Genomic DNA, 24,120 nt, shown 5'->3' with positions numbered 1-24,120 from the left:
ATTAATTGCCGTTATCTAAGTTATACGTCGGTTTTTCGTGCTTGATACCCTTCACAGCTTCAGCAACTTCTGCAGGCATGTACTCTTCATCATGCTTTGCAAGTACTTCAAAGGCATCAATTTCATTGGCTTTAACTAACACGCCCTGCGCTACAATCCCTTGCCCTTCACGGAATAAATCCGGCAAAATCCCTTGATAATTAATTGTCACCATAGGGCCTTTATCAATCAGTTTAAAGCTTACCTTTAAGCTTGATTCGTCACGAACAACTGAGCCAGGTACAACCATGCCACCAATACGTAGCTTTTGACCAATATGCGGTTTTTCTTTGTTTGGTCCTTTACCCTCAACAAGTTCACTTGGGGTATAGAATAAATTAATGTTTTCTTGCAGTGCGTACAGCACTAAACCAATCGTTGCACCCACACCAAAAATAATGGCTACAACTGCTAATAAACGTTTTTTACGTCTTGGATTCATTGCCCTGCCTCTTGCTTCGCTTTCTTAATGCGCTCTTCACGTTGTGCTTGCTGCTTTACTGAAGAGAAAATACGTTTTGTATCGTTTAACGAACTAAATAAAATACCGAGTAAAATTAATGCACAGCTACCAAAAGACAACCATACATAAAAGCCATAGCCACCCATGGCAATAAAATCTGCAAAAGAATCAAACTGCATGATTAACCTCGCTCAACCATATCACGCACCCAAGGGCGATGCTTTTCACGTTGGAGAATTTCGTTTTTAAGACGGATTAACGTCACCACACCAACAAAACCTGCAAACGCAACAATGTTAACCATTAATGGCCAAAACATGCTTGGATCAATGGCTTTAGTATCAAACTTTGTAATGGTTGCACCTTGATGCAAGGTATTCCACCACTCCACCGAGAAGTGAATAATCGGTAAGTTGATAACCCCAACAATGGCTAATATACAAGCAGCACGCCCCGCTGCTTTTTTATCTTCAAAAGCATGATAAAGCGATAACACACCAAGGTATAAAAATAACAGAATTAACTCAGAGGTAAGACGTGCATCCCACACCCACCATGCGCCCCACATAGGTTTACCCCATGCTGCACCGGTAATTAATGCTATCGCTGTCACACATGCCCCGACAGGTGCAATTGCAATCACTGCAAGTTCTGCATTACGTAATTGCCATACTAGTGCGATCACTGCTGCAATCGCCATAGAAGAGTAAGCGCCCATAGATAAAATAGCTGAAGGCACATGGATAAAAATAATTCGGTAGCTGTCTTTTTGTTGGTAATCGGCTGGGGCATAAGCAAGCCCCCAGACCCATCCAACAATCATACAAACCACCGTAACGACGGCGAAATAAGGCAGTAAGGTGTTACACAATTGGTAAGCACGATCTGCTTTTGCGTAGGGATGTAACCACTTCCACATATTAACTTACACTCACTTTCAATGCTGACGATATGGCAATTGGTGCCGCTATAATCGCTACGATTAGCATGGCACCAAGGATTGCAAGCTGTCCGCTATAGGCAAGCTCCATAGAGCTGGTATCAATAGCCGAGGTTGCAAAAATTAGTACAGGGATATACAAAGGCAGAACAAGCAAACTCATTAAAATGCCGCCTTTTTGTAGTCCCACAGTAAGTCCAGCGCCAATTGCGCCAATGAAGCTAAGCAAAGGCGTACCTAACAATAAGGTCAGAACGGTTGCTAAAAGCGCTGAACTTTCTAAATTCAATAACAAAGCAAATACCGGAGTCATTAATACTAAAGGCAACCCCGTGATCACCCAATGCGCCGCCACCTTTGCAAGGACAGTTAACGGTAATGGGTATGATGAAGCAATTAATTGCTCTAATGTTCCATCGTGATAATCATCACGAAATAGCTTATCTAAGCCCAACATAGTCGAGAGTAACGCAGCGACCCAAATAATGCCCGGCGCCATACGAGCAAGTAGACCGGGTTCAGGGCCAATTGCTAACGGAAAAAGTGTAATAACAATAAGAAAAAACAAGATAGGGTTAACGATTTCAGCACGCTGACGAAACGCTAATTTAAGATCTTTAGAAAAAACCGCAGAGAATAATTGCCAATACGAATGCTGTTTTACCATCAGTGGCGATACTCCAAAGTCACTGTTTGTAGGTCACTAAAATGTGTCGTTAAGTCTTGGTGGGTAGTTAAAAGAATCGCGCCACCAGCATTTAGGTGCTCAACAAAGCGTTCTTGTAAAAATGCCACACCGCTTTTATCAAGGGCTGTAAATGGCTCATCAAGGATCCATAGTTTGGCACTGTTTAACCACAGTCTTACTAGAGCGACACGGCGCTGTTGCCCTGCTGACAACATACGAACAGGCACATCCTCAAGACCTACTAAGCCTATTTTTGCTAAGATCGGATACAAGTCTTGTTTGCTATCGTAGCCATTAATTTTTAGCCAAAATGCGACATTCTCAAGGGCGGTAAGCTGTGTATTTACCCCTGTTTTATGGCCGATGAATAATAACTCTTGTGCAAATTCATCATAGTATTTTGTAATCGAGCGTTCTTGGAACAAAACATCGCCTTCATCCGCCATAGCGAAACCCGCGATAATACGCAATAATGATGTTTTACCAGCCCCATTCGGACCAGCTAATTGCATAATTTGTCCCGATTTCAAGCTGAAATTAAGATCCGCAAACAAACAACGATCTTGCTTGATGCAGGTGACGGCCTTAATGTGTAACAAGATGACGATTCTCTATACCCAAAATTAGGCGTTAGTCTACCATAATGATAGGGTAATACGAATATTGCTTTAAAACGATTAACTTATATTTGATCTAAAATAATGAATAAACAAAGCCAGTTGACTCTCAGCACTCAGCTTAATCTAGACCCAAAAGCAATCAGCAGTGCATCACAGCAATCCCCTAATGATGCCTTAAAAATGCTGGCTGAGCAGAGTCTAACTGCCCGTAATATCGTGATTGGTAAGCAAAGCGTGCAAATGGACGTGCTAATCAATAACTCATGGCAAACACTGCGCTTATCAACAGAGCAAGAAAACCTCAAAACTGAGCGCTTTTTAGCAGCCAATATTCAATTAAGTAGTGATGGAAAACAGCTGACTATCACGCCAGCACCGCTGACGATTACACTTGGCAAAAGCCAGCAATTACAAGCACTACTGAACTTGCTAACACAAGGGAGTGCAAATACAAATATGCCGCACCCAGCTCAGATTGCGCCAAGTAAACCTTTGCTACAACTACCGGCATTAAAAGCTGAGTTTGCTCTTAACAATAGCCTGGTTGCTCTTTTAAAAGCTGAAGCACCACTTAAAGCCATTTTGCTGCCTGCTACCAACCAACAAAATAGCTTTAATTTAAACATTATTAATCGCTTTGGGGATTCTCTCCATCAGCAAAGTGTTAGCCAACAAAAAGTAGCCGAGTTGGTGGCTAAGCTAACCCCTGAAATGAATTTAAAATTAGCTGGGCAACAAGTACAGTTAAGTGTTGCAAACAAGCAAAGTAATGAATTAACTTTACCGCTACCTACAATATCGCCAAAACAAGCGAAGCAAATTCAAGCGCAGTGGCAATTTCACCCTCATGCATTAAAACTAACCCCCCAGCAAGTTAAAAATACTGTTGAACTTATAAATAAAGCGCCTGTGCAACAAATACTGTTAAAGAACTCGCTGTCAGAGACATTCAATCAAGCATTAAAAAGCCAAGCTATTGAACCTAAGAGTACGTTTTTAGCGCCATCGAGCAGCTCAAATTCCCCCATTAGCTCTTGGCTAAAAGACAGTTTTGCAGATTTAAAAACGCGTATTAGTGATGCAGTGCGCTATTTTGAAAAGCTCCCTGCTACCACCAAAGCGGCTGTTTACCAGTCAACGCATCAGCTGATTGAAAGCAAAAATACGATTAGCCAACTGGGCTTTAATGCTAATAAAATCAATATAGTAAAGTTTGCCGCTATTCAACAAAGCGCGCCACAACACGCCGCCCCCCAAGTATCGCAAAAAACCAGTGGGCCAGTTACAGCAAATACGCCATTACCTGCGACTAAACAGACAGTGCCATTAACCGAAAGTCAGTCTTTAAAGCAAGTTAGCTTACCCGTGAGTTATAACAAGGCTCCACCATTAATACAGTTACTGCAACGGATAAAAGTCAGTTTAGAGCCGTTTGTTAGCGCGCAGCGCCCTGCCACTCAAATAGCAATCAATAGTAAAGCGCAAACTCCTGCTTTGAATAAAGATACGGCTTTACAACAAACACCTGTAGACAACAAAGCGGTTAGCGGCGCTGTTACTGCCATGAAATCTGACAGACCAGCCACAGAGCAGCTCGCTCAAGCTAAAAATAACCTTGCTAATTCAGTAGTTAAAAATCTGAGTGAGCAGGTTACACAAACTAAACAAGCGACATTAAACTCAGCGCCCAACCCTACTGCACAAAATTCAAAGCCAGATTTAAAAGGGGCACCTGCTCCTTCGCAACAACAAGCTGAGCGAGCAATAAAAACAGTGGCTAAAAACCTTGTAGCGGCAACGCCTAATGAACAAATAAAACAGAATAACTCAGCGACTCGAGCGCCAACTGAGCAAACAGCAGGGTTACAAAAAGTTGCTCAGCAACAAACTCAATTACACGCCCCCTACTTAGCTTTGAAAGAACCCAACTTGAGTCAGCCATTGTTGCCGATAAGAGCGATTGAGGCGGCACTGATTGCTAAGCTATTACCGCTTCCTGAAAGCAAACCTTTAGCAAGCACACCTCTATCGGTGCAATTAACAGAAAAACTTGTAGCTCTGAGTGAGCAAAACACATCGTCTTCAGTAGATTTAAATCGACTCGTAAATCAAGCATTTAATCGCATGATCTCGAGTCAAAACATGCATCCTACTACGATTGAACGAGAGCTTTTAAGTATCCTCAGGCCAACAGCATTACCCAGCCAGACTCAGCAAGCGAGCTTTAGCCAAGGGTTAGAACAATTAGCAGTGGCTTCACTTGCCGCGCCAATTATTAACCAAGCACCAACCAACCTTAGTTTTAATAACCAGACTGGTCTTGATGCCTTACTGCAAGTGTTAGTGCCCAACTTTAAAGCCGTTAACGGCAATAAATTACTCGAGCAGCTACAGCAGCCAGCGATGCAAGCCATGGCGGCTGAAGCTTCACAACTAAAAAACACGTTGGCTCAGGTGCAAACAACACCTATCAATCAGCAACAAGATAACAGTGCTTTAGCGCAATTTTTCTTGCCGATGAAATTACCTCCTGAAACAGGGCAAACAGAAATCAGCTTAGGACAGTATAAAAAGCCAAGTAAAAATAAACTCGAAGCGAAAAATATCTGGTTTGTGCGCTTGAACTTTGATTATGCACAGCTTGGCAAGTTACAAATTACCGCAGAGGTGATGGATAAAGCAGTTGATTGCCAGTTGCTCGCTTCTTCACAAGAAGTGACAGCGCTTGCTCATCCGCATTTAGAAACACTTCGTCATAAATTAGCAGGCCATGGCTTAAATGTAGGTGAGTTAAACTTGCAACAAGGGACGTCAAGCCACCAAGCTTTTTATAAATCCCATGCGATTATTAACATTAAGGTATAATTCTTATGAGTGAACAAGCGGTGCATAAATCAGCAATTGGCTTACTCTACGAAGCTGGTAGCTCGCCACGAGTAACCAGTAAAGGCTTTGGTGAATTGGCTGAAGAAATCGTCAAACTTGCTGAGCAAAAAGGTATTTTGATACACCAAGATGCTGATTTAGCGCAAACCTTATCGCATCTTGAGTTAGGTGAAGAAATCCCGAAAGAGCTCTATTATGTCATTGCCGAGTTAATTGCTTTTTCGTACGTATTGCGTGGTAAATTTCCACCGGGTTGGCAAGACTTTCAAGGTAAGCTCAACATTCAAGCCTAGTGCTCAAATGTACTCAAATAAAAAAGCGCCTTATTGGGCGCCTTTTTGTTTATGAAGTGACATGAGTAGTTCAGCTTCGGCTCTGGGTAATTCGCATTCACGAATTATTTCTTCTAAATCAGCGCCTAGCTCAACCATTTTAACCGCTCGCGAATAAATTTTCGCATTCGGATCATCATATTTTTGTGCATCTTGTAGCTGTTCAAGCTCTTTACTTTTTTCTTCAACAGCAACAACGCGTTTGCCAATACTCAGCATGCCGGCTCGCATCTCAGCCACTTCGCTACGTAAAATACTCAATTGCTGTTGAGCTTCTTGTAACTGTTTTTGCTTGGCTTGAATCGCCGCCGCTTGCTTATTGTTATTGACAAAAATAAGCCCCAAACACACTAATACAAGTAAGATTGAGGCACCAAACAAAGAGTATAACAGCATATAATTTCCAAACGCTTATAGTGCGCTTAGCTCGTCCCACTCATCGTCATTTAATAATTTATTAAGATCAACCAAGATCAGTAACTCACCATCACGGTTAGATACACCTTGGATAAACTTAGCACTTTCTTCTGTGCCAATATTTGGCGCACTGTCAATTTCAGAGCTACGTAGGTAAACCACTTCAGCAACACTGTCGACTAAAATACCAATCACTTGCTTTTCAGCTTCAATGATAACGATACGAGAGTTATCAGTGACCTCAGCACCCATTAAGCCAAAACGTGCACGAGTGTCGATAACAGTAACAACATTACCACGTAGGTTAATAATACCTAATACATAAGAAGGCGCACCTGGTACAGGAGCAATTTCGGTATAGCGAAGTACTTCTTGTACTTGCATTACGTTAATGCCGTACGTTTCTTCTTCAAGTTTAAAGGTTACCCACTGTAACACTTCATCGTTGCTATCAGCGTTTTTATTTGCTGACAGTAGTCTTTCTTCACTCATGCTATTACTCCGTAAAAATAGTTACTGCTCACGGCTATCTAAGCCCTGCTCTAGCAATTGATTTAAATTTTCAACGTCAATCAAGGCGCACATTTTCTCTTTGATAACACCTGCAAGCCAAGGCCGCTTACCTGATTTTGCTCGCCATTTTACATCTTCTTTACGAAGCGTAATATTATTTACGAGCTTTTCAGCCAATAATCCCCATTGACTGTCACCTAAGGTGATTAAATACTGATAATCTAATGATTGTTCTAATTTTTCATCATACTTTTCTGGCATAACCCAACGTGCAGTATCAACAACATTTAGTTTTTCTTCACGGTTTAGCATTACACCTTTAAACCATTTAGGTTTACCAAATAATTGGTTAACCTCAGCCAGCTGATGAATTCCCCCTAATGCTTTTAACGGTACAGCAAGCGTTAACCCTGCAACCTCAAAGAATAATGCCTGAAATTCACCATCAAAATAGTCTTCTTGACGATCAGACGAGGTTTTTGCAACCAGTTCAGCTTTAGGCTCTGCGACTATATCTTTGATATTAGCTTGGTTCTCGGTTTTCTCAAGCTCTTTAATCGGTTCTGGGGGTGGTAAAACAGGTTCTGGAGTAGGCTGAACGTCTGTCAGCTTTTCTTCCGTCTTAGTTTCAGGCTCTTTAACCTGCTCCAGCAGCTTTGCGACTGGCTCAAGATTTTGGTCTGTAGGCTCATCTTCACACAACAAAGCGCCCAAATATTGGGTCATCACTTTTTCATTGGCAAATAAATGCTTACTCATCTTTAACCTTGTGCAACTAAGTAATCAAGCAGCGCGCGATAGGCAAATACCCCACGCGAACGCGGGCAAAATTGAATCGGCACTTGTTGTGCTAAACTAGCATCTCTAAACTTTGTATCGACAGGAACAACGCCTGACCATACTTTATCTTTGTAATTATCCTGCAGAGTCTTGTAAGCTTCAAGTGATGCTTTAGTACGTTTATCGTACATTGTAGGAATAATTGTATATTGGTACTGTTTTGCTTGCGATGTTTGCATCAACTCCATCGTACGCATCATACGATCAAGCCCTTTTAAGGCCAGAAATTCTGTTTGTACTGGCACTAAAATTCGCTCACTAGCTGCAAGAGCATTGACCATCAAAACCCCTAAAACAGGCGGGCAATCAATAATTGCATAGTCATAATGGTCGCTAATTTTAGCCAGTGCTTTTTTTAGTATTAAGCCCATACCATTTTTATTGCCCATGCTTCTATCAAGCGTCGCGATTGCCATCGTCGCAGGTAAGATATCAAGGTTTTCAAGTGTTGATGGACATAGGGCCTGTAAAATTTCTTCACTGGCCATGTTATTGCCGCGCGCAAAGATATCATACACGCTAACTTCTAAGTCTTCTGAATCTATACCAAAATAATAAGTCAATGATGCATGCGGATCGGTGTCTATAAGTAACACGCGTTTTCCTTGTAAAGCGAGAATACCAGCAAGGCTAACGGCTGTTGTTGTTTTCCCTACCCCACCTTTTTGATTCGCTACGGTCCAAACTTTCACATCACACCTTATTATTGTTCATTGCGCGTGGTAATCCTAATGCCACCATGTGGTAATTGAATCACTTTAATGCTGTTATCATCGCTTGGCAACTCAATTTCTGTCGTCTGTTGCGGTTGGTTTTGTGACTCTTGTTCAGTATTTTCTGGCTCTTTTGGCGGTAAACCATATTTAGACAATGCAACAACCACTTTGCGGTTTTCTGCGCGACCTTGCTCAGTGTCATTACTTGCGAAGGGCGAATACTGCCCGTAACCTTCAATAGCCATACGCGCAGGGTTAATGCCTAAACTCTCAAGCTCAACCAGTACGGATGTAGCCCGCGCTACAGATAGCTCCCAGTTTGAGCGAAACATCTCATTACGAATACCTTCGTTATCGGTATAACCACGCACGCGAATGTAGTTATCAACCGGCGCGATAATATCTTTCACTAAACCAACAACTTGCTTGGCACGCTGCTGTGCAACAGCACTGCCCGATGAAAACAGCATACCTGAACTTAATTCGATGATAAGCCAATCTTGGTGAAGCTCTAAACTCGCTTCACCATCACGAATTTCATCTATGAGCGCAGACTGTAATTTAGTTAGTAAGCTGTCGAGAGGCTTGCCGAGATGTTTTTTCTCAATATTGCTGGTTTCGCTTTGTCCATCGAGTAATTCAGGGCCCTGCTCATTTTTACGAATGCTCTCACCGTATAGAATGTCGTTCTCAGGACTAACTCTGTCAGTTAATATGCCTGTGCCGTTAACCCCAGTGCCAACCTGTTGTTGCTGACGAGCTGATTTTTCGAACACCTGCTCCAGTGAGTCTGAGAGAATCTGAAAGTCTTCATTTTTACTAATTGCGATAGCATACATGACCACAAAAAAAGCAAACATGATGGTCATGTAATCGGCATAAGAGACAAGCCAGCGTTCAGTATGTTGGTTTTTTGACGTGTTATGACGCAGACGACGGCGCATCATAATAAATTACTCGTCAACTAAGCTTGGGCGCTCTACACGGTACGCCTCAAGTTTTAGTTCGATATTAAGTGGGCTTTCACCTTGCGAAATAGCAATAATGCCTTCAGCAAGTAGTTCATGATACAGCATTTTTTGCTCAACTTGTTGCTTAAGTTTATTCGCCATCGGCAAGAATAATAAGTTAGCTAAACCAACACCGTAAATAGTAGCGATAAACGCAGTAGCAACACCGGCACCCAGTTTTTCAGGGTCGGTGATAAATTGCATAGCTTGAATCAAACCGAGTACTGCACCTAGAATACCAATTGTAGGGCTATAACCGCCCATGGCTTCGTAAACTCGGCTTACCTCGAGTAAGCGCTCGCGTTCGAGCATTAAATCAATTTCAAGGGTATCTCTGAGCTTTTGCTCATCAATCCCATCAACAAGTAGACTCAAGCCCTTTGCCGCATACGGGTCTGAATGCGACAGCGCTTCAGACTCAAGGGCTAAGTAACCTTCTTGGCGTGCTTTGTGTGACCAACGCTTAACTTGTTCAATGGCTGCATCAATATCGTGGTATGGCGGAAAGAACACCCAATGACTGATCTTAAGTGTTTTAGTAAAAACACTTGCAGGGGTTTGCAGCATCACAGCCCCAAGCGTACCACCGAGTACGATGATAAGCGCAGGACCATTAAACAGCGCAGAAACAACACCGCCCTCTAATGCATAACCAAAGGCGATGGCACTTATCGCGACAATTAAGCCAAGAAAAGATAGCTTATCCACAACCAGTCTCACGCGTTAGGCGAGCTGCAACATCCGTGAGTGCTAAGCTCTCGCTCGCCAGCCCCGCATTTGCAACAGCTTGTGGCATACCATACACCACACTGGTTTTTTCATCTTGCGCCCAAATAGTAGCACCGACTTGCTTAAGCATACGCGCACCATCACGGCCATCTGCGCCCATGCCCGTTAAAACTACAGCTAGCACATCACCACCAAAGGTTTTTGCAGCACTAGCAAAGGTCACGTCAACGCTCGGTTTGTAAGTAATACGCGGACTGTCGTCTTCAAACACACGCAGTGTGCGAGAGCCGCCTCGTCCTTCTATTAGCATTTGTTGACCACCAGGTGCTAAATAAGCGGTACCAGGCATTAAACGGTCACCATTTTGCGCTTCTTTCACATTGATTCTGCATAAGCCATTGAGGCGTGCTGCAAACGCAGGTGTAAATGCTGCAGGCATATGCTGAATAAGTAAAATAGGATGCGGAAAGTTAGCTGGCAGCTGAGTTAAAATTGTTTGTAGCGCTACAGGCCCACCGGTTGATGTGCCAATAGCAACTAACTGATATTGCTTGCCCGAAGCGCGAATATTACTCGTACTCGAAGACGATGCGGCAGGCGAACTAGCAGGAGCTGGACGGCTAAAGCTGCGATCAGGTTGAACAATACCGCTACTCGTATTTGTAGTACTACTGCTCCTTGGTGCAGGAGCCGGAGTTGGTCGCGAAATAGGTGCTGGGCGCGAAAAACGAGAAAGGCGACGTCGACCAATTTCTTTTACTTTATTTTGTAAAAGCGCGATTGCATCTTCATTGTTGCGTGCAATGTCTTCAAATTTTTTCGGTAAAAAGTCTAACGCCCCAGCATCCAGTGCATCTAGGGTTGCGGTTGCACCATCACGAGTGAGTGATGAGAACATTAAAATAGGAGTTGGTGTTGCTGCCATTATTTCTTTTACGGCACTAATGCCATCAAGAACCGGCATTTCAACATCCATAGTAATTACATCAGGTTTTAGTTCACGGGCTTTATCTACCGCTTCACGACCGTTTACGGCAAAACCAATCACTTGAATATTGCTGTCTTGCTCTAAAATTTCGCTGACACGGCGGCGAAAAAAGCTTGAATCATCAACAACTAATACTTTGACTGCCATTGGCACTCTCTTGTTTTATATCATTCAAAATGCAGCTAAATGCTGCACTTTATTATTTATTATTAGCCAACGTAGTGTTTAAGCATGCTAGGTACATCGAGGATCAGTGCAATACCACCATCAGAAGTAATTGTCGCACCTGCCATACCTGGTGTACCTTGTAATAAGGCATCTAAAGGTTTAATAACAACTTCCTCTTGACCTATTAACGAGTCAACTACAAAGCCCACTTGCTTAGTACCTATTTGTACAATAACCACGTGACCTTCTGCTTTACGCTCTTGGCGGTTGGCACCTTTTACTAACCAATGTTGTAAATAGAAAAGCGGGATCGCTTTTTCACGTACAATAATTGTCAGTTGGCCATCAACTACGTTAGTTTTAGTTAAATCAAGGTGGAAAATTTCGCTAACACCAGCAAGTGGTAATGCGAAGGTTTGCTCACCCACAACAACCATTAAGGTCGGTAAGATAGCAAGTGTTAATGGCACCTTGATTTCAAGTGCAGTACCTACACCCAGCTCAGACTGTATATTAACCGAGCCATTTAACTGAGTGATTTTAGTTTTAACAACATCCATGCCGACACCACGGCCTGAGATGTCAGAGATCTCTTCTTTGGTTGAGAAACCTGGTGCAAAGATAAGATTGTATGCTTCGGTATCCGACAAGCGACTTGCTTGGTCGTGATCGATCACACCTTTGCTAATTGCGATTTTTTTCAGTTTCTCAGCATCCATACCTGCACCATCATCACGAATGGTTAGTAGGATGTGATCACCTTCTTGTGATGCCGAAAGCGTTACGGTACCTGTACGTGGTTTACCTGCGGCTTCACGCACGTCTGGCATTTCAATACCATGGTCAACAGAGTTACGCACTAAGTGCACCAATGGATCAGCAAGTGCTTCAACAAGGTTTTTATCTAAATCGGTTTCTTCACCAACTAGCTGCAGGTTAATATCTTTTTTCAAGCTACGGGCTAAGTCACGAACAACCCGTGGGAAACGGCCAAATACTTTCTTAATTGGCTGCATACGGGTTTTCATTACCGCGCCTTGCAAGTCTGCGGTTACCACATCTAGGTTAGAGATGGCTTTACCCATTGACTCGCTATTGCTGTTATTAGCAAGGCTCACTAAGCGGTTTCGGACCAATACCAGCTCACCCACCATGTTCATGATTTCATCGAGACGTTTAGTATCAACACGTACCGTTGTTTCTGCCTGTGGTGGTGGCGCTTTTTTCGGTGCAGCAGAAGCTGCAGGCGATTTTTCTGGTGCTTTTGCAGGAGCTGGAGCTGGTTTAGGCGCTGCGGCAGCAGATTTAGGCGCAGGTGCCGGTTTTGGTGCTGCAGGCTGTGCTGGTTTTGCAGGTTCTGCTTTTGGTGGTTCAGGCGCTTTTTCTGGCGCAGCCGTTTCTAAAGACTGAGGAGCAGTACCTTTACCGTGTAATTCATCAAGCAGCGCTTCAAACTCGTCATCGCTAATTTCATCGTCTGAGTCATTGCTTGAAGGTTCTGCTGCAGACGCCTGAGGAGCAGCCTGTGCAGGCTTTGTAGCTTCAGGCTGAGCAGGAGTATCTTGTTTTACTTCACCAAAGTTACCAACGCCATGCAGTTCGTCTAATAAGCTGTCAAATTCATCATCGGTAATATCGTCACTATCACTGCTAATTGCTTCAGGAGCAGTCGCTGCTGGACCTTGGCCTTTGCCATGCAGTTCATCTAGTAGACTTTCAAATTCGTCTTCGGTGATTTCGTCAATATTTTGTGACTCAGCGCTGCTATCTGCAAGACCGCCGCCATCAAATAACATATCGAATGCAAATGGGTCATCTTCATCGATATTGTCTGTTGTTGTTTCTGCTGTGACTTCAGGCGTATCAACAGCGGGCTCTTCAACTGCGGGTTCTTCAGGTGCAACTGCAACATCCTCTGCTACAGATAAATCTTCACCTGCAAGCTCTTCTGCAGTCGGTGGCTGACTTAATTTATGAAGGACTTCTAATAGGGCTGGGTCTGCAGGCTCTGGCTGTTCGCGATTTTGAATCGTAGCGAACATTTCGTTGATAGTGTCGAGAGCCTGTAAAATTACGTCCATTAGTTCTGGTGTTACACTGCGTACACCTTGGCGTAATAAATCGAAAACATTCTCTGCACCATGACACGCATCTACAAGTTCAGTCATACTTAAGAAGCCTGCACCACCTTTAACAGTATGGAAGCCTCTAAAAATGGCGTTTAATAGATCTTTGTCTTCTGGGTTGTTTTCAAGCTCGACTAATTGCTCTGACAAAAGCTCTAAGATTTCTCCTGCTTCAACAAGGAAATCCTGTAATATATCTTCATCGACTTCAAAGCTCATGCAGCTACTCTCCTCTTAGAAGCCCAGACTTGATAATAGATCATCGACTTCATCTTGTCCTGAGACAACATCATCGCGAGACTCTTTATCAATAATTGGCCCTTCAGGACCTGCTAGTGTGTCACTTGTTGCAGGTGCTTTTTCTATGGCCTGTTTTTCTTGTTGTTGATGACCATCTTCTTGACTGCCAAACACAGTTAAGAGATTAATTAAACTGTCTTCTACCTCTCGCACCAACTCAATAACACGGCGAATAACTTGTCCGGTTAAATCCTGATAATCCTGCGCCATCAGCACATTAGTCATCAAACCTTGGAGCTCATCGGTTTTGGTATGCGAGTTATTCATGAACTTATCTAAGCTATGACATAACGATTTAAATTCACCGAGTTCAATTTCTCGGTTCATTAAACGATCCCACGTAGGTTTGATTGCGGCAATTTCATCAGCAAGTTGTTGAGCTATTGGTAAACTTGCTTCAACCGCATCCATAGTTTTATTGGCGGCGCTTTCTGTCATTTCCATAACATAATTTAAGCGCTGCTTAGCGTCTGGGATCGCGTCGGTAGTTAAATCAGTGAGACGAGTATCTAGGTCAAAGTTTTTTAACGCTTCATGAAGCTGACGCGTCAATTTGCCGACTTCAGCAAACAACTCTGATTGTTCTTTTGATGCAGCGTCAAGAATGAGCTTATCTGCTTTTTCTTGTTCACCATTTTCAAGATACTCAACAAGTTGACGAGCTTGCTCTAAACTTATTTGAGGCGCAGCAAGTGCTGACATAAGCCTCTCCCCTTAGATTAACCTAAACGTTCAAACACTTTTTCCAATTTGGTTTTAAGTGTCGCAGCAGTGAATGGTTTAACGATATAGCCATTAACACCTGCTTGAGCAGCAGCAACAATTTGTTCTTTTTTCGCTTCAGCTGTCACCATTAATACAGGAATATGCTTAAGGCTATCATCAGCACGAATTGCACGTAACAAATCAATACCTTGCATACCAGGCATGTTCCAATCCGTTACAACAAAATCAAACTCTTGATTTTGTAGCATTGGCAATGCTGTTGAACCGTCGTCAGCTTCCTGCACATTGGTAAAACCTAAATCCCTTAATAGATTTTTAATGATACGTCTCATTGTAGAAAAATCATCAACAACAAGAATTTTCATGTTTTTATCCAAAACATCCTCCGGTGAGGTTTGAACCTTTATTTACTTACTACTAATTAATCCAGTCATTGATTTTTGCTTTGAGCTTAATCATCGCCTGACCATGTATTTGACTCACACGCGACTCGCTAACATCGAGTATGTGTCCTATTTCTTTTAAGTTCATTTCGTCGTTGTAGTACAAAGACAAAACGAGAGCATCTCTTTCTGGTAACGATTGGATAGCCGTTAATAGAGACTGGTTAAACCGCTCATTTTTAACGTTATTAAACGGTTTGTCTAGTCCTAAATCCTGACCTACTGGTGTGATGACGTCTTCATCTACACCTAAATCTTCAATACCTAATACTTTACTCGAATTTACATCATGTAGAATATGATGGTACTCATCTAGCGTAATATCAAGTTTTTCAGCGACTTCAGTATCTTTGGGCTCACGATTTAAAGTGCTTTCTAATTCGGAAATGGTTTCAGCCACAAGGCGGGCATTTCGGTGAACTGAGCGTGGCGCCCAGTCACCTCTACGAATTTCGTCTAACATCGCACCACGAATACGAATTCCAGCGAAGGTTTCGAAACTAGCACCTTTGCTAGCATCAAAGTTTTTTGACGCTTCAATTAGGCCTATCATGCCTGATTGAATTAAATCATCGAGTTGTACACTGGCAGGTAAACGAGCAATTAGATGGCACGCCACTTTTTTGACTAAAGAGGCATGTTTTTCAACAATCGCATTTAAGTTCTGTGCTGATTGATATCCCATCGCTTTATTCACCGATGTTGTCATAGTTAGCCGTTTACTAGTTTTTCAATAAAAAATTCTAAATGGCCAGACGGTTGATTAGGGATCGGCCACTTAACTGCTTTTGTTGCTAATGTTTTAAACGCCACCGCTGCTGGTGAGTTCGGGAATAATTCAACAATCACCTTTTGACGTCGCGTAGATTTACGCATGTTCTCGTCATAAGGAATGGTTGCTACCAACTCCATTGAAACATCTAAAAAACGATCCGTTACTTTTGAAAGTTTAGCAAATAATTCTTGCCCTTCACGCAAACTGCGCACCATATTGGCAACAATTTTAAATTTATATACGCCATGCTCACGGCTAAGCACTTTAATAAGTGCGTAAGCATCAGTAATTGAGGTAGGTTCATCACACACAACCACAACAACGTCTTGGGCTGCACGAGAAAAGCTTAATACCATGTCAGAAATACCTGCGGCGGTATCGACAATTAAAATATCAAACTCGGTATTTAACTCGCTAAAAGCGCGAATAAGGCCTGCATGCTCAGATGGCGTTAATTCAACCATGCTTTGTGAACCAGACGTTGCTGGTACAATTTTGATGCCCGCAGGGCCTTCAACAAGAATTTCGTCAAGCTCACACTCGCCTGACAAAACATGAGATAAATTACGTTCAACACGAAGGCCAAGCATTACGTCACAGTTTGCCAAACCTAAATCGGCATCTAATACTAATACACGATTTCCTTGCTGACCTAATGCGATTGCGGTATTGAGTGAAACGTTGGTTTTACCCACTCCACCTTTACCGCCAGTAACAGCGATAACTTTAACGCCACTATTATTATTTTGATTCATTTTGCGCAGGCCGCTTGCTTGATCTAATACTGTGTTAATCATACATCCCTACTGTGTTCGACGCTACTGCTTGACGTCTTGAATGTTGTGCTTTTGCTCGTTTTAAATACAATTGTTCAGCTTTTTTCACTAGTTTTTCAGCATTCGCTACGCGAATATCCTCAGGAACGCGCTGACCGTTAGTAAGATACCCTATTGGCAGGCGATTTTGAATCGCTATGCTAATAATCTCACCTAAACTTAAAGATTCATCCAATTTAGTGAAGATACAGCCACTTAGGTGAACCTTTTTAAAGTGTCTTACGGTTTCTTGCAACACATTTATCTGTGCTGTAGCACTTAATACTAAATAACTACGAATATCAACACGCTGATTACGCATTAGGGTATTTAACTGCTCAGTTAAACGTAAATCACGTTGGCTCATACCCGCTGTGTCTATTAATACTAGACGCTTATTACGTAAATGGTATAACACTTCAGCTAATTCATTCGCATCTTTTACCTGCTTAACACCACAGCCAATAATACGACCATAAGTAGCCAATTGTTCGTAGGCACCAATTCTGTAGGTATCAGTGGTGATCAACGCCACTTTATCAGCACCATATTTTTGTGCACCCAGTGCAGCTAATTTTGCAACTGTGGTTGTTTTACCAACGCCTGTTGGACCCACTAATGCGAATACACCGCCTTGACGCAGGATTTCGTTATTCGTTGTATGCATTTGGTTTTCAACCATTTGCAGAAGTGCTTGCCACGCTTGTTGACGTGATACGTCGTCAGGAATGAAACACGCCATTTGCTCAGCAACATCACGTTCAATGCCCATACCTGCTAAGCGGTCAATCATACATGCACGAGTCGGATCGCGGCGCGCCATATCTTGTTGCATTAGGCCTGATACTTGGTGTTCAAGTAATTGACGAATCGCATTCATTTCTTCGCGCATGGTCGTCATTTCTGATTGATTCGCAGGTGCTGAGTTTTTGTGCTCGGCTGGTGAATCTAAATCATCAAAACCAGAATCTAAGTCGTCATCAAAACCTAAGCTATGTGCTTGAGTTTGTACACGAGGTGCTGCTTGCTGTTGATAACGAGGAGCTTGCTTATATTCAGGCTGTTGCTGCTCAAAGCTTGGCTCTTTTGGTTGATAGTGTTCACTCGTATCAATACCAGATTGACTAAACATTGACGCAAGCTCTGGCGAACGAGGGCGTGGGGCTTGACGCTCAAGTAACGCTTGTAGGCTATCAGCAACTTTCGCTTGCGGCTCAGGTTTAGCACGCATTGGCTCAGGTTTAACAAAGTTATGCTGTGGAGCAGGTGCTGATTGTGCCACGGCTGGTTTAGCTTCGGCTTTCGGGGCTGCTTTGTCGTAATCAACAGCTGCAACGATTTCAACGCCGTTAGCAAGCTTTTTGTTCGACATAATAACCGCATCAACACCTAGTTCATCTTTCACTTCTTTCAGTGCTGTGCGCATATCTTTAGCAAAAAAACGTTTAATTTTCATGGTTCAACCCCTTTACTATCCTATTGTTGGCCTACTGAGCTGACAATCTTAATCTGTCTTTCGTCTGGTACCTCTTGGTAAGACATCACCCTTAAACCTGGGATGGTGTACTTAACGAAGCGAGATAACACAGTTCTTAACATTCCTGACGTTAACAGTATCGAAGGTTCACCGGCCATTTCTTGGTTTTGATGCGCTTCATTCAATGATTGTTGAAGTCGCTCTGCAAGGCTTGGCTCTATTCCGGCACCTTCGTCACCTGCATTCTGAAGTGACTGATGCAACATCTGTTCCAACTCAGGCGCCAAGGTTATGACAGGGATCTCAGAAGACATACCAACAGCGTCTTGAACGATTAGTCTGCGAAGTGAAATTCGCACTGCAGCCGTTAGTACATCTGGGTCTTGGCTACGTGGGCCATACTCAACAAGGGTTTGAACAATCGAGCGCATATCGCGAATTGCCACCCCTTCATTGAGTAAGTTTTGTAGCACTTTTACGATAGTAGTGAGTGGTAATACGTCAGGAACCAGTCCCTCAACAAGACGTGGATGACTCTTCGCTAACATATCTAGTAAGTTTTGTACTTCTTCATGACCAAGTAGTAAAGCAGCACTGTTAGTAAGTAACTGGCTGATATGAGTTGCAACCACAGTTGCTGAATCAACGACGGTATAGCCAAGTGATTGTGCTTCATCTTTTTGATCAGGTTTGATCCAAACCGCATCTAATCCAAATGCAGGGTCTTTTGTGGCAACCCCTTTGATTGGACCAAATACTTGGCCTGGATTAATCGCTAACTCATCACCATGCTTAAGCTCACCCTCACCGCTTGAAACACCCATCATAGTAATTCTGTAAGCGTTAGGGTCGAGCTCTAAGTTATCGCGAATATGCACAGGAGGTACCAAGAAACCAAGCTCCTGAGACAATTTCTTACGCACACCTTTGATACGATTTAACAGTTCACCACCTTGAGATTGGTCAACAAGTGGAATCAATCGATACCCCACTTCTAAGCCAATAACATCAACTTGCTGAACGTCATCCCAACCCAGTTCTTTTTGTTCTTGTTTATTGGCAACGCCTGTACCTGGTGCACCACCATTTGCCTCTTGCTCTGCTTTTTCGGCTTCTGCTTTGGCTTTTTGTTGCTGTGTGAAATAAGCAAGGTAACCGAGTAATGCACCTAAGCTTAAAAATGCGATGTGCGGCATACCCGGCACAATACCCATGATAATCAAGATACCTGATGCGATATAAAGTGATTTTTCGTTACCTAGCTGTGTCTTAACTTGATCGCCCATATTGTGCGATTCATTTTGACGGGTAACAACGATTGCGGTACCGATAGACAGTAATAGTGAAGGTAGCTGTGCAACTAGACCATCACCAATGGTTAGCAAGGTGTACACTTCCATCGCACGGCTGAACGATAAATCATGTTGGATCATACCAACAAATAAACCACCAACGATATTAATCACGAGAATAACGATACCCGCTATCGCATCGCCTTTTACGAACTTACTTGCACCATCCATTGAACCATAGAAATCAGCTTCGCGGGTGACTTCTTCACGACGTTCACGAGCTTGCTCTGCACTGATGAAACCGGCGTTTAAGTCAGCATCAATCGCCATTTGTTTACCTGGCATTGCGTCAAGAGTAAAGCGAGCTGATACTTCAGAAATACGGCCAGCACCTTTGGTGATAACCACAAAGTTAATAATGATTAAAATCAGGAAGACCACTAAACCAACTGCATAGTTACCGCCGATAACCACCGAGCCAAAGGCCTCGATAACTTTACCGGCTGCATCTCCACCATTATGACCTTCTAGCAATACCACACGGGTACTGGCGACATTCAGTGCTAAGCGCATGATGGTTGCAATTAGTAGAACCGCAGGGAACATACCAAATTCAAGTGGTTTCATGGTGTAAACAGTAACTAGTAACACCACCAGTGCTAACGCGATATTAAACGAAAATAGAATATCTAAAAGAAATGGCGGCAGGGGTAAAATCACCATGCCCAGCGCAGCAAGTACCATTAACGGCGTGCCGATACCCTTCGCATATTCTTTTTTATCTCTGTTAAGTTGTTGTAATACCGCTTTAAATTCCATAATTCAACAATTTCAAAAAATTGACACTACATGGAATTTGCAATAACTATTCCAAGTTATAAATTTATACCAATTCGCTTAATAAAGTGAGCAATTTTGAGGCAATAAAACCTCGTTGATAGCAAGGCAAAAATTTCGTTATTTAGTTGTTCTAAATCAGAAATTTTTAACGCAGATAGCGACAGGTTTAATCCCTCAAAATGATTATAGTATTATTGCGGATTGGTATTACTAATATTTGTAAGCATCGGGTATTGGGAGCTTTTTATTGAGTGGTACAGGACGTTTACCGCGCCCTTTTTGGAAGCGTTTTAACTGGAAAACATAAGCTAGAACTTGCGCAACGGCAGTGAATAGCTGATCGGGTATTTGATGGCCAACATCGGTGGTGTGATACAGCGCACGTGTAAGCATTGGTGATTCAACAATTGGCACGTCATTACCCTTGCCTACTTTACGAATTTGCATAGCAAGCTCGTCCACGCCTTTGGCAAGAACAATAGGCGCACCCGCTTTAGCTGTATCGTATTTTAGTGCTACAGCATAATGGGTCGGATTGGTTACGATCACATCGGCATCAGGCACGTCTTGCATCATACGCCTTTGCGACATTTCACGCTGAGTACGGCGAATACGCGCTTTTATTTGCGGATCACCCTCAGAGTTTTTGTATTCGTCTTTCACCTCTTGTAGGGTCATTTTTAACTGTTTATGGTGCTTATGACTCTGATAAGGGGCATCAATTGCAGCAATGAGTATTAAAGTACAGGTTAAGCCTAAGAACATCCAAGAGAGGATTTCGAGTGCATGGATAAAATTTCCGGGCGCGCTTTCAATGCTTAGATGCAGTATTTCATCAAAGAAAGTATTAATTAAGAACACCGCAAAACCTGCAACCACTACAAATTTTAAAATAGACTTAACTAACTCTACTCCTGCTTGAGGGCCAAGCATACGCTTAATACCTTTAGCCGGCGACATCTTACTAGCCTTTGGTGCTGCCGCTTGCCAACTAAAGTTATAGCCCCCCAGTAAAGTGTTTCCAACAAAAGCGGCTATCACGATGATCAACACAAACATAGCCATAGGGAATAACAACGCATCCGCAACAATTCCCCACACTGAAAACATTTTAGTGGTGTCGTAGGTTTCATTACGATTAAGGCTTAATAAGCGCCCCATCACATTATAAAGACCTTTGCCAATTTCAGGCCCATAAAGTAATAGTGACACTGCCGAGAAGATAAGCACAAACATGGTGCCTAGCTCTTTAGAACGGGCAACCTGGCCTTTTTTCTTGGCGTCGTCTATTTTCTTCCCGGTGGGTTCTTCGGTTTTTTCTTGACCAGAATCTTCAGCCATGGCGTGCTCCTAAGGTGTACAACCAACAAGGCTGCACATTAACTCAACCATTTTTAACCACTGAAACTCAAATTGAGTCATGAAGTTACCTAGCGTTGCCCAAATAATCACGAGCCCAGCTACTAAGGTAAACGGAAAACCAATCGAAAAAATATTTAACTGTGGTGCCGCACGAGTCATTACACCAAACGACATGTTAATAACCAGCATAGCTGTCAGTGGTGCTAAAGCAAGCACCAAGGCTGTAGTAAACATCCAGCCGCCCCAAGTAACGATATCCCAGTAATGATCAACCGCCCACCAATTGCCATCAATTGGTAGCACTTCAAAGCTATGAATGACCATTTGAATCATCATTAAATGACCATTGAAAACAAAAAATAGTAAGGTAGCCAGAATCAAATAAAACTGACCAACTGCAGGAACGTTTAAGCCATTTGACGGGTCAACAACGGATGCAAAACCAAGACCTGTTTGCATCGCGAGTATTTGCCCTGCAAGGACAAATGTATTGAGTAGTAAGGTTGATGCAAAGCCTATGGCCACACCAATAAGCATTTGTTGAATGACCACGAGAATCATTTCAAAGGAGAATAGGTTATTAAAAGTCGCAGGGGGCAGCATAGGCACAGCAACAAAGGTTACCACAATCGCTAAACCTAGCTTGATTCGGGTTGGTACGTTTCTCGCGCCAAGGCCTGCCATGATCATAATCATTGAGCTAATACGCACTAATGGCAGCAAAAAGTCGCTGAGCCATTGAATAATGACCGCAAATGGAAATTCCATTTAGCCTGCTATCTCCGGTATAGACATCACTAAACGGGTAAAATAGTCCATAAGCTCTTGCGTGAACCAATGGCCACCGACAATAAGAGCGCTTATGGTAATTAGCAAACGAGGTAAAAAGCTTAAGGTTTGCTCATTGATTGATGTTGCCGCTTGGAAAACAGCCACTACAAGACCAACTAATAAGCCAGGTACTACGATTGCAGACACTAACTTTATAACTAAAAATAGCGCGTCACTGAGTATATCGACAAAAATTTCTGGTTCCATTTTGTCTCTCCTACCTAATTATGTGTCTTGAATTGCATTGTTACACCCCGAGCCCAAAGCTCTTCGCCAGCGTGCCCATCACAAGGCTCCAACCATCTACTAATACAAACAGCATAATCTTAAACGGCAAAGATACAATCATCGGCGAAAGCATCATCATACCCATGGCCATTAATACGGAGGCCACTACTAAATCAACTATCAAAAAGGGAATGAAAAACATAAAACCAATAATAAAGGCCGTTTGCAATTCGCTGGTAACAAATGCGGGGATCAATACAATCAATGGCGTGTCTTCTGGCGAGTCTAATTGCTCATAACCCGCTATTTTCGCAAAGGTCTCTAAATCTTTTATACGAACTTGCGAGAGCATAAACGCTTTCATTGGCTCTTTGGCAAGTTCTAATGCTTGCACTGAGGTAACTTGTTCATTCAAGTATGGCTCAATAGCGCGCTCATTCACTTGCTGATAAATTGGCGCCATAATAAAAATACTTAAAAACAGCGACATACCTAACAAAATTTGATTCGATGGCGTTTGTTGTAAGCCTATTGCTTGGCGTAATATCGCCAGAACCACAATAATCCGTGTAAATGAAGTCATCATAATGACCGCTGCTGGAATAAAACTCAGCGCCGTCATAATCGCTAACACTTGTAGCGTCACGGAGTAATCTTGAGAGCCATCAGGGTTGGTGGTAATGGTCAGTGCTTCTATGCCTTCAGCGTTAACCGACGGCAAAAACAACACACTTGCTAAAATAAGTATCCACTTGATCATAGCGTTAATTCTTTTTATTTGAAGGTGATTGTGGGTTCAGCAACTTACCAAATTTTTTGGCAAGTTCTGGCAGTTCTTTTTCTTGTAATGGTGTTTCTAGTTTATGCAGGTAGTTAATACTATGCGGGGTCACACCAATTAAGTGCTGAGCGTTATCGATTTCAATGACCATCAAGCGCTCACGAGAGCCCAAAGGCAAACTGCGCACTACTTTAAATTCATCACTATTAGCAAGATTTGGATTTAGTTTTTTAACCAAAAAAGCCAAAGCAATAATAACCACCAGCACTAAAAGCAAAGACATCACCATAGACAGTAAATCTGCCGTCGGTGATGCCGAAGGAAATGCAGTGCTCGACGCACTTGTTAAAGCAACTAAAGCATTCATCGTAACTTTTTAATACGCTCAACTTGGCTGATAACGTCAGTTAAACGAATACCGAACTTATCGTTTACGACAACCACCTCACCATGCGCAATCAGGGTGCCATTAACCAATACATCAAGTGGCTCACCAGCGACTCGGTCTAGTTCTACCACTGAACCTTGGTTAAGCTGTAATAAGTTACGAATGTTGATTTTTGAACGACCCACTTCCATCGAAATAGTAACTGGAATGTCCAAGATGGTATCAAGTTTACGTTTTTCGTCGCCAGACAGCTCATGTCTTTCATCTTTTAACTCATCAAGCTCCGCTACAGCAGCATCGCCTGAGCCACCCTCAGCTTCTTCAGCTTCGGCTAGTGCCGCAGCCCATTCGTCCATTGTATCTTGATCATCACTCATTATGTTTAAC

Annotated in this window: 27 protein-coding genes; 2 read left to right on the top strand and 25 right to left on the bottom strand. The window is 42.7% G+C overall.

The window, feature by feature from the left end; all coding sequences use genetic code 11:
- Position 1: 1 nt before the first annotated feature.
- The 5 genes from ccmE to ccmA are packed head-to-tail and all read right to left on the bottom strand — an operon-like array spanning position 2 to position 2,729.
- Positions 2-481, bottom strand: coding sequence for a cytochrome c maturation protein CcmE (gene ccmE / locus VRK28_RS13060; RefSeq protein WP_054562161.1), 480 nt, complete (start codon positions 479-481; stop codon positions 2-4).
- On the bottom strand, positions 478-681 hold the full coding sequence (gene ccmD / locus VRK28_RS13055) for a heme exporter protein CcmD (protein ID WP_054553244.1): 204 nt from the start codon (positions 679-681) through the stop codon (positions 478-480). Before ccmD ends, ccmE begins: the two co-directional genes overlap by 4 nt.
- Before the next feature lie 2 nt (positions 682-683).
- Complete coding sequence (locus VRK28_RS13050; protein WP_054553245.1) at positions 684-1,421, bottom strand: heme ABC transporter permease; 738 nt, start codon at positions 1,419-1,421, stop codon at positions 684-686.
- A gap of 1 nt (position 1,422) precedes the next feature.
- A complete protein-coding gene (ccmB, locus tag VRK28_RS13045) occupies positions 1,423-2,109 on the bottom strand; it encodes a heme exporter protein CcmB (RefSeq protein ID WP_054553246.1) in 687 nt (228 codons plus the stop codon).
- Positions 2,109-2,729 carry a cytochrome c biogenesis heme-transporting ATPase CcmA gene (gene ccmA / locus VRK28_RS13040; protein WP_156426507.1) on the bottom strand — a complete coding sequence of 207 codons (621 nt, stop codon included), beginning with the start codon at positions 2,727-2,729 and terminating at the stop codon, positions 2,109-2,111. The genes ccmB and ccmA overlap by 1 nt, the downstream gene beginning before the upstream one ends.
- A 102-nt stretch (positions 2,730-2,831) precedes the next feature.
- Here ccmA and fliK point away from each other — a divergent pair, with 102 nt between their 5' ends.
- On the top strand, positions 2,832-5,615 hold the full coding sequence (gene fliK, locus VRK28_RS13035) for a flagellar hook-length control protein FliK (protein ID WP_062566815.1): 2,784 nt from the start codon (positions 2,832-2,834) through the stop codon (positions 5,613-5,615).
- Positions 5,616-5,620: 5 nt separating this feature from the next.
- Positions 5,621-5,929 (top strand): EscU/YscU/HrcU family type III secretion system export apparatus switch protein, encoded by a 309-nt coding sequence (locus VRK28_RS13030; RefSeq protein ID WP_054562165.1) that lies wholly within the window; start codon positions 5,621-5,623, stop codon positions 5,927-5,929.
- Positions 5,930-5,959: 30 nt separating this feature from the next.
- On the opposite strand, the gene VRK28_RS13025 is transcribed toward VRK28_RS13030, so the two are convergent.
- The 20 genes from VRK28_RS13025 to fliN all read right to left on the bottom strand — a co-directional run bounded on the left by VRK28_RS13025 (position 5,960) and on the right by fliN (position 24,110).
- Positions 5,960-6,364: a DUF2802 domain-containing protein gene (locus VRK28_RS13025; RefSeq protein ID WP_055020709.1), complete on the bottom strand. Its 405-nt coding sequence runs from the start codon at positions 6,362-6,364 to the stop codon at positions 5,960-5,962.
- A 15-nt stretch (positions 6,365-6,379) separates the two neighbouring features.
- Positions 6,380-6,877 (bottom strand): chemotaxis protein CheW, encoded by a 498-nt coding sequence (locus VRK28_RS13020; RefSeq protein ID WP_054553251.1) that lies wholly within the window; start codon positions 6,875-6,877, stop codon positions 6,380-6,382.
- A 21-nt stretch (positions 6,878-6,898) separates the two neighbouring features.
- Positions 6,899-7,657 (bottom strand): chemotaxis protein CheW, encoded by a 759-nt coding sequence (locus VRK28_RS13015; RefSeq protein WP_062566814.1) that lies wholly within the window; start codon positions 7,655-7,657, stop codon positions 6,899-6,901.
- Between the two features lie 2 nt (positions 7,658-7,659).
- Positions 7,660-8,430, bottom strand: coding sequence for a ParA family protein (locus tag VRK28_RS13010; protein WP_054562168.1), 771 nt, complete (start codon positions 8,428-8,430; stop codon positions 7,660-7,662).
- Between the two features lie 11 nt (positions 8,431-8,441).
- Positions 8,442-9,401: a flagellar motor protein MotB gene (locus tag VRK28_RS13005; protein WP_062566813.1), complete on the bottom strand. Its 960-nt coding sequence runs from the start codon at positions 9,399-9,401 to the stop codon at positions 8,442-8,444.
- Positions 9,402-9,407: 6 nt separating this feature from the next.
- Positions 9,408-10,172 (bottom strand): flagellar motor protein, encoded by a 765-nt coding sequence (locus VRK28_RS13000; protein WP_054562170.1) that lies wholly within the window; start codon positions 10,170-10,172, stop codon positions 9,408-9,410.
- Positions 10,165-11,328, bottom strand: coding sequence for a protein-glutamate methylesterase/protein-glutamine glutaminase (locus VRK28_RS12995; RefSeq protein ID WP_062566812.1), 1,164 nt, complete (start codon positions 11,326-11,328; stop codon positions 10,165-10,167). Before VRK28_RS12995 ends, VRK28_RS13000 begins: the two co-directional genes overlap by 8 nt.
- A 62-nt stretch (positions 11,329-11,390) precedes the next feature.
- On the bottom strand, positions 11,391-13,694 hold the full coding sequence (locus VRK28_RS12990; RefSeq protein ID WP_062566811.1) for a chemotaxis protein CheA: 2,304 nt from the start codon (positions 13,692-13,694) through the stop codon (positions 11,391-11,393).
- Between the two features lie 15 nt (positions 13,695-13,709).
- Positions 13,710-14,477 carry a protein phosphatase CheZ gene (locus VRK28_RS12985; protein WP_054562173.1) on the bottom strand — a complete coding sequence of 256 codons (768 nt, stop codon included), beginning with the start codon at positions 14,475-14,477 and terminating at the stop codon, positions 13,710-13,712.
- A 17-nt stretch (positions 14,478-14,494) separates the two neighbouring features.
- Complete coding sequence (gene cheY / locus VRK28_RS12980; protein WP_016708035.1) at positions 14,495-14,878, bottom strand: chemotaxis response regulator CheY; 384 nt, start codon at positions 14,876-14,878, stop codon at positions 14,495-14,497.
- 40 nt (positions 14,879-14,918) lie between these two features.
- Positions 14,919-15,629 carry an RNA polymerase sigma factor FliA gene (locus tag VRK28_RS12975; RefSeq protein WP_054562345.1) on the bottom strand — a complete coding sequence of 237 codons (711 nt, stop codon included), beginning with the start codon at positions 15,627-15,629 and terminating at the stop codon, positions 14,919-14,921.
- A 26-nt stretch (positions 15,630-15,655) separates the two neighbouring features.
- On the bottom strand, positions 15,656-16,516 hold the full coding sequence (locus VRK28_RS12970; protein ID WP_054553259.1) for a MinD/ParA family ATP-binding protein: 861 nt from the start codon (positions 16,514-16,516) through the stop codon (positions 15,656-15,658).
- Positions 16,509-17,990 carry a flagellar biosynthesis protein FlhF gene (gene flhF, locus VRK28_RS12965; protein ID WP_055020706.1) on the bottom strand — a complete coding sequence of 494 codons (1,482 nt, stop codon included), beginning with the start codon at positions 17,988-17,990 and terminating at the stop codon, positions 16,509-16,511. Before flhF ends, VRK28_RS12970 begins: the two co-directional genes overlap by 8 nt.
- 20 nt (positions 17,991-18,010) lie before the next feature.
- On the bottom strand, positions 18,011-20,122 hold the full coding sequence (flhA, locus tag VRK28_RS12960) for a flagellar biosynthesis protein FlhA (RefSeq protein ID WP_054562175.1): 2,112 nt from the start codon (positions 20,120-20,122) through the stop codon (positions 18,011-18,013).
- Positions 20,123-20,353: 231 nt separating this feature from the next.
- Positions 20,354-21,484 carry a flagellar biosynthesis protein FlhB gene (gene flhB / locus VRK28_RS12955; RefSeq protein ID WP_062566810.1) on the bottom strand — a complete coding sequence of 377 codons (1,131 nt, stop codon included), beginning with the start codon at positions 21,482-21,484 and terminating at the stop codon, positions 20,354-20,356.
- A 9-nt stretch (positions 21,485-21,493) separates the two neighbouring features.
- Positions 21,494-22,273 carry a flagellar biosynthetic protein FliR gene (gene fliR, locus VRK28_RS12950; RefSeq protein WP_058586387.1) on the bottom strand — a complete coding sequence of 260 codons (780 nt, stop codon included), beginning with the start codon at positions 22,271-22,273 and terminating at the stop codon, positions 21,494-21,496.
- Entirely contained in the window at positions 22,274-22,543 is a 270-nt protein-coding gene (fliQ, locus tag VRK28_RS12945; RefSeq protein ID WP_058586388.1) for a flagellar biosynthesis protein FliQ, read from the bottom strand. It lies immediately after the preceding gene.
- Between the two features lie 40 nt (positions 22,544-22,583).
- Positions 22,584-23,324: a flagellar type III secretion system pore protein FliP gene (gene fliP / locus VRK28_RS12940; RefSeq protein WP_054553265.1), complete on the bottom strand. Its 741-nt coding sequence runs from the start codon at positions 23,322-23,324 to the stop codon at positions 22,584-22,586.
- 4 nt (positions 23,325-23,328) lie between these two features.
- Positions 23,329-23,712, bottom strand: a complete 384-nt coding sequence (gene fliO, locus VRK28_RS12935) for a flagellar biosynthetic protein FliO (RefSeq protein ID WP_062566808.1) — start codon at positions 23,710-23,712, stop codon at positions 23,329-23,331.
- Entirely contained in the window at positions 23,709-24,110 is a 402-nt protein-coding gene (gene fliN / locus VRK28_RS12930; RefSeq protein ID WP_054553267.1) for a flagellar motor switch protein FliN, read from the bottom strand. The genes fliO and fliN overlap by 4 nt, the downstream gene beginning before the upstream one ends.
- Positions 24,111-24,120: the final 10 nt, after the last annotated feature.

The sequence above is a fragment of the Pseudoalteromonas sp. P80D2 genome (genome assembly GCF_036680945.1).
In the GTDB taxonomy this organism is placed as follows: Bacteria; Pseudomonadota; Gammaproteobacteria; order Enterobacterales; family Alteromonadaceae; genus Pseudoalteromonas; species Pseudoalteromonas shioyasakiensis.
The sequence above is the reverse complement of the archived record's forward strand: the minus strand, read 5'-3'. Positions and strand labels throughout refer to the sequence as shown.

Excerpts from the sequence above, each read along its gene's own strand:
- ccmE (WP_054562161.1), bottom strand. The coding sequence starts at position 481 with ATGAATCCAAGACGTAAAAAACGTTTATTAGCAGTTGTAGCCATTATT.
- fliR (WP_058586387.1), bottom strand. The coding sequence starts at position 22,273 with ATGGAATTTCCATTTGCGGTCATTATTCAATGGCTCAGCGACTTTTTG.
- VRK28_RS13030 (WP_054562165.1), top strand. The coding sequence starts at position 5,621 with ATGAGTGAACAAGCGGTGCATAAATCAGCAATTGGCTTACTCTACGAA.
- VRK28_RS12985 (WP_054562173.1), bottom strand. The coding sequence starts at position 14,477 with ATGTCAGCACTTGCTGCGCCTCAAATAAGTTTAGAGCAAGCTCGTCAA.
- fliN (WP_054553267.1), bottom strand. The coding sequence starts at position 24,110 with ATGAGTGATGATCAAGATACAATGGACGAATGGGCTGCGGCACTAGCC.
- fliO (WP_062566808.1), bottom strand. The coding sequence starts at position 23,712 with ATGAATGCTTTAGTTGCTTTAACAAGTGCGTCGAGCACTGCATTTCCT.
- ccmB (WP_054553246.1), bottom strand. The coding sequence starts at position 2,109 with ATGGTAAAACAGCATTCGTATTGGCAATTATTCTCTGCGGTTTTTTCT.
- VRK28_RS12995 (WP_062566812.1), bottom strand. The coding sequence starts at position 11,328 with ATGGCAGTCAAAGTATTAGTTGTTGATGATTCAAGCTTTTTTCGCCGC.
- VRK28_RS12975 (WP_054562345.1), bottom strand. The coding sequence starts at position 15,629 with ATGGGATATCAATCAGCACAGAACTTAAATGCGATTGTTGAAAAACAT.
- VRK28_RS13025 (WP_055020709.1), bottom strand. The coding sequence starts at position 6,364 with ATGCTGTTATACTCTTTGTTTGGTGCCTCAATCTTACTTGTATTAGTG.
- fliP (WP_054553265.1), bottom strand. The coding sequence starts at position 23,324 with ATGATCAAGTGGATACTTATTTTAGCAAGTGTGTTGTTTTTGCCGTCG.
- VRK28_RS13015 (WP_062566814.1), bottom strand. The coding sequence starts at position 7,657 with ATGAGTAAGCATTTATTTGCCAATGAAAAAGTGATGACCCAATATTTG.
- VRK28_RS12990 (WP_062566811.1), bottom strand. The coding sequence starts at position 13,694 with ATGAGCTTTGAAGTCGATGAAGATATATTACAGGATTTCCTTGTTGAA.
- VRK28_RS13005 (WP_062566813.1), bottom strand. The coding sequence starts at position 9,401 with ATGATGCGCCGTCGTCTGCGTCATAACACGTCAAAAAACCAACATACT.
- flhA (WP_054562175.1), bottom strand. The coding sequence starts at position 20,122 with ATGGAATTTAAAGCGGTATTACAACAACTTAACAGAGATAAAAAAGAA.
- flhF (WP_055020706.1), bottom strand. The coding sequence starts at position 17,990 with ATGAAAATTAAACGTTTTTTTGCTAAAGATATGCGCACAGCACTGAAA.
- fliK (WP_062566815.1), top strand. The coding sequence starts at position 2,832 with ATGAATAAACAAAGCCAGTTGACTCTCAGCACTCAGCTTAATCTAGAC.
- VRK28_RS12970 (WP_054553259.1), bottom strand. The coding sequence starts at position 16,516 with ATGATTAACACAGTATTAGATCAAGCAAGCGGCCTGCGCAAAATGAAT.
- flhB (WP_062566810.1), bottom strand. The coding sequence starts at position 21,484 with ATGGCTGAAGATTCTGGTCAAGAAAAAACCGAAGAACCCACCGGGAAG.
- VRK28_RS13020 (WP_054553251.1), bottom strand. The coding sequence starts at position 6,877 with ATGAGTGAAGAAAGACTACTGTCAGCAAATAAAAACGCTGATAGCAAC.
- ccmD (WP_054553244.1), bottom strand. The coding sequence starts at position 681 with ATGCAGTTTGATTCTTTTGCAGATTTTATTGCCATGGGTGGCTATGGC.
- VRK28_RS13050 (WP_054553245.1), bottom strand. The coding sequence starts at position 1,421 with ATGTGGAAGTGGTTACATCCCTACGCAAAAGCAGATCGTGCTTACCAA.
- fliQ (WP_058586388.1), bottom strand. The coding sequence starts at position 22,543 with ATGGAACCAGAAATTTTTGTCGATATACTCAGTGACGCGCTATTTTTA.